Origin of the sequence: Christiangramia crocea (assembly GCF_022410465.1) — a bacterium.
In the GTDB taxonomy this organism is placed as follows: Bacteria; Bacteroidota; Bacteroidia; order Flavobacteriales; family Flavobacteriaceae; genus Christiangramia; species Christiangramia crocea.
This window is the reverse complement of sequence record NZ_JAJSON010000023.1, coordinates 118,794-128,759: the sequence shown is the minus strand read 5'-3', so window position 1 is coordinate 128,759 and position 9,966 is coordinate 118,794. Positions and strand designations below refer to the sequence as shown.

11 protein-coding genes are annotated in these 9,966 nt (G+C 39.1%); 3 read left to right on the top strand and 8 right to left on the bottom strand.

All coding sequences use genetic code 11. From position 1 onward, the window contains the following. Window positions 1-71 precede the first annotated feature (71 nt). On the top strand, window positions 72-422 hold the full coding sequence (locus tag LU635_RS17320) for a cation transporter dimerization domain-containing protein (protein ID WP_479876590.1): 351 nt from the start codon (window positions 72-74) through the stop codon (window positions 420-422). A 476-nt stretch (window positions 423-898) separates the two neighbouring features. Here LU635_RS17320 and LU635_RS11020 read toward each other — a convergent pair whose 3' ends face one another. The 8 genes from LU635_RS11020 to LU635_RS10985 all read right to left on the bottom strand — a co-directional run bounded on the left by LU635_RS11020 (window position 899) and on the right by LU635_RS10985 (window position 7,307). Beyond that, window positions 899-1,375 (bottom strand): DsrE/DsrF/DrsH-like family protein, encoded by a 477-nt coding sequence (locus LU635_RS11020; RefSeq protein WP_240099146.1) that lies wholly within the window; start codon window positions 1,373-1,375, stop codon window positions 899-901. 16 nt (window positions 1,376-1,391) lie between these two features. Then, window positions 1,392-1,700 carry a TusE/DsrC/DsvC family sulfur relay protein gene (locus LU635_RS11015; protein WP_240099144.1) on the bottom strand — a complete coding sequence of 103 codons (309 nt, stop codon included), beginning with the start codon at window positions 1,698-1,700 and terminating at the stop codon, window positions 1,392-1,394. A 26-nt stretch (window positions 1,701-1,726) separates the two neighbouring features. Beyond that, a complete protein-coding gene (gene sqr, locus LU635_RS11010; protein ID WP_240099142.1) occupies window positions 1,727-2,956 on the bottom strand; it encodes a type III sulfide quinone reductase, selenoprotein subtype in 1,230 nt (409 codons plus the stop codon). A gap of 348 nt (window positions 2,957-3,304) precedes the next feature. Continuing rightward, window positions 3,305-5,341 carry a protein-disulfide reductase DsbD family protein gene (locus LU635_RS11005; RefSeq protein WP_240099140.1) on the bottom strand — a complete coding sequence of 679 codons (2,037 nt, stop codon included), beginning with the start codon at window positions 5,339-5,341 and terminating at the stop codon, window positions 3,305-3,307. Between the two features lie 29 nt (window positions 5,342-5,370). After that, entirely contained in the window at window positions 5,371-6,003 is a 633-nt protein-coding gene (locus LU635_RS11000; RefSeq protein WP_240099138.1) for a TlpA family protein disulfide reductase, read from the bottom strand. A 43-nt stretch (window positions 6,004-6,046) separates the two neighbouring features. Then, a complete protein-coding gene (locus tag LU635_RS10995; protein WP_240099136.1) occupies window positions 6,047-6,463 on the bottom strand; it encodes a DsrE family protein in 417 nt (138 codons plus the stop codon). A 1-nt stretch (window position 6,464) separates the two neighbouring features. Then, window positions 6,465-6,869 carry a DoxX family protein gene (locus LU635_RS10990; protein ID WP_240099134.1) on the bottom strand — a complete coding sequence of 135 codons (405 nt, stop codon included), beginning with the start codon at window positions 6,867-6,869 and terminating at the stop codon, window positions 6,465-6,467. Between the two features lie 78 nt (window positions 6,870-6,947). Continuing rightward, complete coding sequence (locus LU635_RS10985; RefSeq protein WP_240099132.1) at window positions 6,948-7,307, bottom strand: hypothetical protein; 360 nt, start codon at window positions 7,305-7,307, stop codon at window positions 6,948-6,950. 234 nt (window positions 7,308-7,541) lie between these two features. On the opposite strand from LU635_RS10985, the gene LU635_RS10980 reads away from it, so the two are divergent. After that, window positions 7,542-8,855, top strand: coding sequence for a TolC family protein (locus LU635_RS10980; RefSeq protein WP_240099131.1), 1,314 nt, complete (start codon window positions 7,542-7,544; stop codon window positions 8,853-8,855). Between the two features lie 3 nt (window positions 8,856-8,858). Then, window positions 8,859-9,932 carry an efflux RND transporter periplasmic adaptor subunit gene (locus LU635_RS10975; protein ID WP_240099129.1) on the top strand — a complete coding sequence of 358 codons (1,074 nt, stop codon included), beginning with the start codon at window positions 8,859-8,861 and terminating at the stop codon, window positions 9,930-9,932. The last annotated feature ends 34 nt before the right edge of the window (window positions 9,933-9,966 follow it).

The following is a 9,966-nucleotide window of genomic DNA, read 5'->3' as shown; positions in this document are numbered from 1 at the left end:
GCCCGGTTATCGCGCCTGCTTTGGGAGCAGGAGGCCGCAGGTTCGAATCCTGCCACCCCGACTAAAAAAGCCTGCTGAATTTCAGCAGGCTTTTTTATTTAATAAGATATAAGTGCGATAACAAAAGGCTGAAGGAGACCCTATTTATTTTTTTTCCGGGAGTCCCCGGAAATTTAAATATTGATAAAATAAAGTATGAAATTTTGGATCTGGAAAAAGTGAAATCCTTACACCACACTCATATCTGGTCTCTGGAAGGAGAACATCATGTATTTACCTCCCATATTGTACTGAAGGAAGTTGAAAATTTTGATCAGGTTTTGGAAGTCAAGAATGCTAACAAAGAATGTCTTGAAGAATATCAATTTGAACATTATACCATAGAAACCGAGCTTGATTCAGAGACCTATAAATTGAGGTAATCTATAATATTGAAGAAAACTAAATCAAATTTTAATCGGTAGTTCTCCAAATTCAGGGAATGATACAGTAAGTAAACCCGCTCGATCTATTACAAATCTGGAATTAACTAACTCTTGCTCAAACATTGTACAAGGCTTTTGTAAGAATTGATGGAGTGAATTTTAAAAATATATAGATGCTGGTATGGGAACGTGGAAAAGTACATAAAAAGAGCCGGCTAAATTGGATTAGCCGGCTCTTACCACAATCTATCATGAAAACAGTAATCACACTTTAAAATCTAAAAACTGTGAATTGTGGAGTTGTGAAATGCTTTTAACCAACTTTATAAAGATACTACCCTTCCAGGCCAGATAATGTAACATGTGTTACACCGGAAGGCACATTAATCAAAAATTACTGGGCCTTAAAATTGGTGAGCCGGAGAGGTTTCCCCCCGGCTCACACTTATCAACATAACTCTCTGAAAGAATTACTAAATAAATAGCATTTGGGTTCCGTCCTGATCGGCCTGATTATAAAAGTCACCAATGGTCAGAATACCATCCAAATCTTCTATCAGATCCTTCTCGTCAAGGTGGAACATGTCTACCGCCAGTTTACAAGCCCATAGCTTAACTCCCGAAGCTGATAAAATTTCAAGAAATTCGTCTACCGGAGGCATATCCAGTTTATCCATTTCTTTTTTCATCATTTTTGTAGCCAGGGCTTCCATACCCGGGAGTCCTCCTACCATCGTTGGGATATGCATAGCCGGGTTACCAACAGTAGCAACATGTAATCCATTCAACTTTTTCTTTTGTATTGCTTCAAGTCCGAAGAATGTAAAGAAAATTTCAGCATCAATACCTTCCATTCTGGCGCCATTTGCCATGATAAAAGCTGCATAAACATTCTCTATGGTCGCTTTTGATAAAATGAAAAGCATCTTTTTAACTTTTGTCTTGCTCATTTTAGTAGGTTTTAAATTAGATACAGCTTTTTGGTTTTGGTACTCCGGCGATCTTGGTAGATATTTTTAGCGGACCACCTGGAAATAGAGCATAGAACTCTTTTATGTCCAGTACGCCACTCTTTTTAATACCTCTAATAGAAAGAGCCTTATCTGCTTTTACCTGTTCCTGGAGCCATTCAATTACTTCCCAGTGACGGGGCGTCATTGTAATTCCTTCGTCCTTGGCTATTTTTTCTCCAACCTCTCTATTCCATTGAGAAAAATCGAGTAAATAACCTTCTTCGTTGACTATTACGTTTTTTCCTGCGATTAAAGTTTCCATGATATTTAATTTTTAATTTATTATTACTATAGTTTTTTGCCTTTGTTACTCATATTTCGACTTACAAGTGGGATTGGTATTCCTTTTAATAACATATTCCAGTAGATCCACCTGAAAGCGAGTTTACCCCAGTGATTAAATACACTTTCTTTTAATAATTTTAGAGGTCCAATTCCCGGAATGGGGAAGGTTCCTTCTACCGGTTCCTGCTTATAATTGAAATCAATTAGCAAGGCTTTATTCTTACCGGTTTCGATGAAACAGTTGGCATGGCCGTCAAATTCCGGTTTAAGGGGTTTTCCTTCAATATGTAACAGTATATTATCTGTAAGGGTTTCAGCTTCAAAATGTGCTACAGACCCGGCCTTTGATGCAGGCACGTTGGTAGCATCCCCAATCACAAATACATCTTCATATTCTTTTGACTGTAGCGTATTGTGATCTGTTGGTACAAAGTTGAGATCATCTCCCATTCCGGACCTTTCAATCACCTCATCGCCCATATTTGTGGGGATAGTCACCAAAAGATCGTAATCTATTTCTCTTCCTCCGTAATCAACGATCTTGTTATTTTCATTATCCACCTTCTCGATAGCAAAATCTATCTCCAGGTTGATATTCTTTTCTTTCATTAGATATCCTAAAGCAGCTGAACTTTTTTCTTTTGTAAATGCTCCGGAAAGAGGAGTTACATAAGTAAGTTTTACCTTATCTCTTATACCTTTTTTCTGAAAATAGGAATCTGCCAAGAATGCGAACTCTAAGGGAGCAACGGGACATTTAATAGGCATTTCGGTAAGGTGAACCACCATATTCCCGCCTTCCCATTCTCTCAGTTTATTTCGAAGTGCAAGTGCTCCTTCATATGTGTAGAAGTCAAATACATTCTTATGCCAGTTTTTGCCTTTCATGCCCTCAACTTCTTCCGGGGCAATCTTAGAACCGGTAGCTATAATCAGGATGTCATAATCCAGTGTTTCATCTTCCAGCTTTACTTTTTTATCTTCCGGGAAGATCTGGTCTATTTTTTTCTGAACATAATTAACTCCTTTTGGAATGAATTTTTTTCCAACTTTTTTAACCTGATCTTCGGTATACATATCAAAAGGAAGGAATAAAAATCCCGGTTGATAGTAGTGCGTTTTGAATTGATCTACAATGGTTATATTCCAGTCAGACCTTTTTAATTTGGGCCGTAAATGATTCGCCATCATAGTACCTGCTGTACCAGCTCCAAGGATTACTAAATTTTTCATGATATTAGCTTTAAAAATCTGATATAAAGATACCATGCGGTATTTGTTGAGAAAGTAACAATTGTTACAATAGCCTTTAATTATTTAATTTTTTTTCGCAAAAACTAACGTTAATCATAATTATTTTTATATTTAATGGTGTTTTATTGATAAATTCATAATTCTAAAAATTCAATAAAACAATGACCATTGTCAGTTTTTGGTGAAATAATTTTAGGACCATTATAATTAGGCCGGTGCAATCTTTTCCAATTAATATAAACTGATCGGCCAAATTCTTTTTTATAAAGAAAAGCCTGTTGGGATATCCAACAGGCTTTTTCTTTTCAGGTATATTAAAATATTCGCTTATAAACTTATTCCCTGGTCATTTTGGCTTTTATACCTTTTCAGTCCGTTATCAAGAAAATCCACGAACCGGTCTACATTCAGGTCATAAGCTTTTGGAGCACTCAGTAAAGATCCGTCGTTATCTACCAGGGTATAGTAAGGCTGAGCATTGGCATTGAGCTTCTGGATCATAAAATCCAGATTCTGTGCACCGATCGTTTTTTTGATCCAGTTGTCGTTGGGACTTACATACCATTCACTTTCAGGTAATTCTTTTTTTTCATCAACATACAAGGCTACTACTACATAATCTTCCTTTAACCTTTTCAATACCTTTGGGTCTGACCAGACTCTGGCTTCCATTTCCCGGCAGTTCACACAACCATGGCCTGTGAAATCTATAAATAGAGGTTTATTCTTTTTCTTTGCACATTTTAATGCCTGCTCGTAGTCCAAATAACCATGTATTCCATGCGGTATTTCCAGCAGATTATCATATTTAGGAACTCCACATTCAGCAATATTTTCTTTCTCATTACGTGAAATGCTGCTACTAGCAGTTAATTTTGAAATATTGAATTCCTGTGAACTCATAGGAGGTAAATAGCCGGCCAATCCTTTCAATGGTGCACCAAGGAGACCGGGAATTAGGTAGATCACAAAACTGAAGACCAGTAAGGCAGAGATCATTCTCCCTATAGAAATTGAGCTTCTTTTTTCTTCATGCGGAAAAGTGATCTTTCCAAGCAAATACAATCCAAGAAAAGAGAAGATGACGATCCATAAGATCAGGAACAGATCACGGCTCAGGAAGTCCCAGTGATAGACCTGATCTACTATGCTCAGGAATTTAAGTGCCAAAGCCAGCTCCAGGAAGCCCAAAGTAACCTTGACCGTGTTCAGCCAGCCGCCACTTTTAGGTAAAGACCTTAGCCAGTTCGGAAATATTGCGAACAGGGTAAAGGGTAGGGCGAAGGCTAAAGAAAAGCCAAGCATTCCCACCAGGGGCTTGAGCATTTCGCCGCCGGCAGCCTGAAGCAGGATTGTTCCCACGATAGGTCCTGTACAACTGAAGCCTACCAGCACCAGGGTGAATGCCATAAAGAAAATACCTATTAGCCCTCCTTTATTTGACTGTTTATCCATTTTATTTATCAGGCTGTTTGGTAAGCGTATTTCAAAGAGCCCGAAAAACGATAAGGCAAACAGAACGAATACAGCAAAGAATAACAGATTCGGGATCCAGTGTGTACTAAGGAAATTGGCGAATGCCGCCCCAAACAGTACAGAAAACAAAGTACCGACCATCGTATAAATGACTATGATAGAAATACCATAGAGCAGGGCCTGGAAAATTCCTTTTTTCCTATTGCTGCCGGATTTGGTAAAATAGGAAACGGTCATGGGGATCATTGGAAAAACACATGGCGTTAATATTGCCGCCAGTCCTGCCCCGAAAGACACTAGGAAAAATGATATCAGGAACGAGACACCCTCTTTTTGTTCATTGCCAGATCTAAAATTATTCTGAAAAGCCTGCATCTCGCGCACTTCTAGTTCCTCATTTTTCTCTCCAGTAGAGTTTTGCTTAATACCTGTAACCGGTATCTCACTGGTAAAAGGGATACACTGGCCATTTTCATCAGAGCAGATCTGGTAAGAGACCACAGCATTTATAACCGGATCTTTGCCCTGGATCTCAATTTTTTGTTTGAAAACAGCTTCTTTAGTAAAATAGGTGTATTCCCCTTCAAATATTTCATCATATTTTCGTTTTGCACCAACAGGAACTACTGAATCAATGACTTTAAATTCCGGATTTTCATCAAATTGAAATTCTGTTACCGTAGGTCCCAGGTCTGGATTGAAATCGCTGGAATACAAATACCATTTGTCCGGGATTTTTGCGGTGAATTTTACCGTGATCGTATCACCTGCATCAAATGATTTATCCCTTATTTCGGCTTTCCACTCCGGGGCCTCCGTAACCTGGCCGTAGGCAGATATACCTAAAGCCAGCATTACAAAAGCCATTACTAATTTTAATCTCTTCATACAGCCTGTTAATTAGAATTGAAAAGCATTTATTTTAAGCTCTTCAGGAATTTTTTGAACTCATCGGTATCATAATCGGCCATTCCTTTATGTGTAAGGGCAAGCTTACCATCGGCATCAATCACATAGGTAGTAGGGAGGGCCGTAGAACGATACATGGCTGGTAGCTGGCTCGCCAGTTCATAAATTGGTAACCCGTAATCTTTCCTTTCTTTAAAGGAGACCGCTTTTTCGAAATTCTGATCCATAGAAAGCATTACAAATGCTACTTCATCTCCCATTTCCTGGTGTAACCTATCTATGGCTGGCATCTCTGCCACACATGGCGGGCACCAGGTCGCCCAAAAATTCATAAAGATCACTTTGCCTTTGAAGTCAGTTAAGGCAACGATATTACCTTCTTCATCCCGAAGTTGTAAATCGAAGCTGGCTTCTGGATTACTATTGATGCCTTTCAGAGATTCAGGTTCAGCATTATTTACATGTGCTATAGCTGTTTTTTCCTCTACATCAGGATTCATTAAGCCGGTTTCAAGTAAACCTCTTTGTGCAAATCCTATCACCTCGGTGTGTAGGCCAGTAGCATATAACACCAGGGCTATCGCACCAAATATGGAATACTGGATCCAGGTTTGCTTCATATTCTTTTTTTTATTATTCATGATTTATCTCCTTTTATTGAGAATGGTTTTTTCTGGGGTTTTATTAAAGACTGAGACTCAGATATCCTTTTTTCTGAAGCTGAAAATTGTAAAGAATACCATTTTCAACTACTTTCATTTCCTTTGGAACCGCCTCTTTGTCTACCTTGAATTTATTCAGAGAAAATCCGCAGGCTACGAGTTTCACTCCTAACTTTTCAGCTTTGGTAATGAACTTTCCCATTTTTGAAGAATCGGTTATATCACCTATCTCTTTTCCACAGATGATGATCTCAAATTCGCCAAAATGGGCGCCATCTTCTTCTTTCAGTCTTTCAGCCGTTATTAAAATTGGCTGCAGTTGCGGAACTTTTTTGGTAAGCACCACATAATTATGTTTGGAGTTATGTTGTGCCTGTGCCTGATTTCCGGTAAATAATGTTAGCATCAGCAAAATACTGCTATAAAGAATTGTTTTCATTTTATTTAAGTTTAAAAAGTTTATCGGTGTCATTTATGATAAAAAACAACAGACCACCCAGAATTGCTATATTTTTAAAAAGTGGTCCAAGAGTGTTTATCTGCCCTACCTGTACCGATAGGGTTATTGGGATTAATACAAGTAATAATATGATGGCCGCCCATCTGGTTTTATATCCTATCAGGAATAAAAAACCTGCTGCCAGCATTACGATTCCGGAGAGGATGACAAGCCATTCCGGATCACCAAAAAAATAGGCGATTCCTTTAAAACTGGCCTGTTCAAGTCGGCGGACTGTTTTCGTGGTATTCAGCAAATGATTTGCTCCTGCCACCAGGAAAATTCCACTAACCAAAATTCGTAATAACTGTATGGAACGACGACTAATATGAATTTTGTTCGTCATTATTATAGGTGTTATTGTAATTGATAATCTGGTCTGGACCGATGTAAGATATCAGTGCAGAAAATGCTAAAATCTCAATTACACAAATTTGGGTGGAGGGGAGTGGCTATCCAGATAGAGATAGCTTAATCTTGAAGAGAATAGTATGTCTTCTATGTTGATAACTTCAGAAATATTGAAATTCCATGAGAAGACATTAAAATTGAACTGAGGAGTACAAAAACTACTTACTTCAGTAATATTATTCTTCGCATCTAAATTCTGCTTGAATTCATATGTTTTCTTAATATCTGAATTTGATTGTTTCTTCTGGCAATATGGTTTAACAAAGGAAATTTCATCTTCAGCCAGAATATTGAGCAAACTTGCATCTACGATCAATAGTTTCCCAAGAAAAAGGGGAATTAATAGTATAGAAATAAAGGTTTTTGTACTCACAAAAGCAAATGTAATATTTTACTTATCTCCTGAATGTAACTTTTGTTACGTTCCGATTTAATGTGATCTCTTTTTAAGGTCAAAAGATTTGCGCAGCCTCACTCTTCCTCTCTATTTATTTAATATGAACTTTCTTTCCTACTGAAACCAGATAGTTTGAAATATGCTTGGGTAACAAAGGTTGCAGAAATGCCTGCACCTCTGGCCTATTTTTGCAACAGAAAATCATAAATAATGAAGAAAATAAAACTCTCTGCAATTCTACTCCTCTTTCTTGCAGGTCTCCCTATCAGAGCCCAGCAGGTACAACCGGTTAGTAAAGATACAGTGTTGAACAGAGTGATGGAAAACAATAGGAAATTAAAGATCTCGGAGCAGGAATTCCTGCAGGCCCGGGCAGATTACAGGCAGACCAATGCGGTCTTTCTGCCTAATATTAGTGTTTCCCATACGGGGATGACCACTAATAATCCACTTATGGCCTTTGGTTCTAAACTGAACCAGGAAAGGATCAACCAAAGCGATTTTGATCCGGCGCTTCTTAATGACCCGGATCGCATCAATAATTTTGCTACAAAAATCGAGGTAGAGCAACCTTTGGTGAATCTTGACGGTATCTTTAAAAGAAAGGCCGCCGATTCTAAAATGGAGGCTACCCGCCTGAAAGGAGAACGTACAGGGGATTATATGAAGCTGGAGGTGGAAAAAGCCTATATGGAGCTTCAGCTGGCCTATAAAGCAGTGAATGTTTTGGAGAAGGCCCGTGAAGCCGCGCTATCCAATCAGAAAATGGCCAGTGACAGATATAAGCAGGGCTATCTCCAAAAAGCCGATATCCTCTCTGTGGAAGTTAGGGTGTCTGAGATCAATAACAGTTTGCATTATGCAAAAAGTAACCTTGAAAATGCTTCAGACTACCTGGAGTTCTTAATGGGACAGTCACAGGAAGGAATCCTGAAGCCTACAGATTCCCTGCAGATAAACTCTCTCGTAGAGACTGAAAATGCCGGTATTTCCGAAGAGCGTTCAGATATCAAGGCTATGGAACTGGCTACGGAAGCAAGAAAGGATATGTATAAAGCCGATAAGATGAGCTTTTTACCAAGATTAAATGCCTTTGGCAGCTACGAGCTTTATGATGAAGATATTTTCCAGGGGGATGCCAGTGGATATATCGCTGGTGTTTCATTAAGCTGGGATGTTTTTCAAGGTTCCAAGCGAATTGGGAAAACGCAGAAAAGCAGGGCTGAATACGAACAGGCAAAGCTCGAATATGAGCAATATGTGTCAAAAAGCACTATGGAACTTAATAAAGCCAGAAGAGCTCTTAAGGATGCAGAAAACAAGCTGAACCTCAGCGAACTTGCAATGCAACAGTCTGAAGAATCCCTAAGAATCAGGACTAACCGTTATGAGGAAGGGCTCGAAAAAACTTCAGACCTACTCTCAGCAGAAGCAAAATACCTTGAAAAGGAACTCGAATACTATCAAACGATTTACGAATACAATTATGCCAAGGCATATTTAGAATTTTTAACCAAAAAATAAGCGATGAAACTGAAATTATATACTCTTTTAATTGCCGGAGCGGCAAGTCTATTTATCAGCTGTGGGGACGATAAGAAGCCTTCACAGGAAAAGAAACCGGCCCTGGCGGTAAAGGTGAATTCACCTGCTTCAGAAAAGGGATCCACCCTTAGCCTTAACGGTAAGATAGAAGCTGTGAATAATGCGAAATTAAGCACCCGGATGATGGGTTATGTAGATCGCATCAATGTGCAGATAGGAGATAAAGTAAAGAAAGGCGAGTTACTTGTATCTATTAATAACTCAGACCTGCAGGCAAAAATTGCCCAGGTAAACGCCAAGATCACCGAAGCACAGGCGGCTTATAATAATGCCGAAAAAGATTATAACAGGTTTAAGAACCTGTTTGAAGAGAACAGTGCTTCCCAAAAGGAACTGGACGATATAACGGCAAACTATGAGATGGCAAAAGCCAGGCTTGAAGCGGCCCGCCAGATGAAAAATGAGATCCAGGCACAATTTGCCTATGTAAACATTCGGGCTCCTTTTAGCGGAGTGATCACCAACAAATTTGTAGAAGAAGGCGATATGGCCAATCCGGGAATGCCATTGGTTGCAATGGAAGCGCCCGGAGCTTTTGAAGTAAGAGCCACCGTTCCGGAATCTGATGTTTCTTCAATTAAAGAAGGGACTGAAGTAGATGTTAATGTGAAAACACTGGATAAAACCCTTAAAGGGGTTATTTCAGAGGTAAGTGCTTCAGCCAAGAATACCGGAAGCCAGTATCCCGTAAAGATAAGTCTTGAAGAAACAGGAGATGAGATCAGGTCGGGAATGTATGTGAGTGTCGAGATTCCGGTGGAGCAAAAAACAGCAAGTGCAAGAGTACTTATTCCTTCCTCAGCTGTCGTACACCGTGGTGACCTTACAGGCATATACACCATAAGTTCACAAAACATGGCTCTTCTAAGATGGATAAGATTAGGAAAAACCTATGGCGACCAGGTAGAAGTGCTTTCCGGACTTAAGGCTGATGAGGAGTACATTGTAGATGCTGAAGGAAAACTATACAACGGTGCTCCGGTGAGCAAACAATAAGCTGACTCAAAAAATTATAAGAATTTAAAAGCTA

Bases quoted from the DNA above. Each gene is read 5' to 3' on its own strand.
- LU635_RS11020 (WP_240099146.1), bottom strand. From the start codon at position 1,375: ATGAGCAAGACAAAAGTTAAAAAGATGCTTTTCATTTTATCAAAAGCG.
- LU635_RS11015 (WP_240099144.1), bottom strand. From the start codon at position 1,700: ATGGAAACTTTAATCGCAGGAAAAAACGTAATAGTCAACGAAGAAGGT.
- sqr (WP_240099142.1), bottom strand. From the start codon at position 2,956: ATGAAAAATTTAGTAATCCTTGGAGCTGGTACAGCAGGTACTATGATG.
- LU635_RS11005 (WP_240099140.1), bottom strand. From the start codon at position 5,341: ATGAAGAGATTAAAATTAGTAATGGCTTTTGTAATGCTGGCTTTAGGT.
- LU635_RS11000 (WP_240099138.1), bottom strand. From the start codon at position 6,003: ATGAATAATAAAAAAAAGAATATGAAGCAAACCTGGATCCAGTATTCC.
- LU635_RS10995 (WP_240099136.1), bottom strand. From the start codon at position 6,463: ATGAAAACAATTCTTTATAGCAGTATTTTGCTGATGCTAACATTATTT.
- LU635_RS10990 (WP_240099134.1), bottom strand. From the start codon at position 6,869: ATGACGAACAAAATTCATATTAGTCGTCGTTCCATACAGTTATTACGA.
- LU635_RS10980 (WP_240099131.1), top strand. From the start codon at position 7,542: ATGAAGAAAATAAAACTCTCTGCAATTCTACTCCTCTTTCTTGCAGGT.
- LU635_RS10975 (WP_240099129.1), top strand. From the start codon at position 8,859: ATGAAACTGAAATTATATACTCTTTTAATTGCCGGAGCGGCAAGTCTA.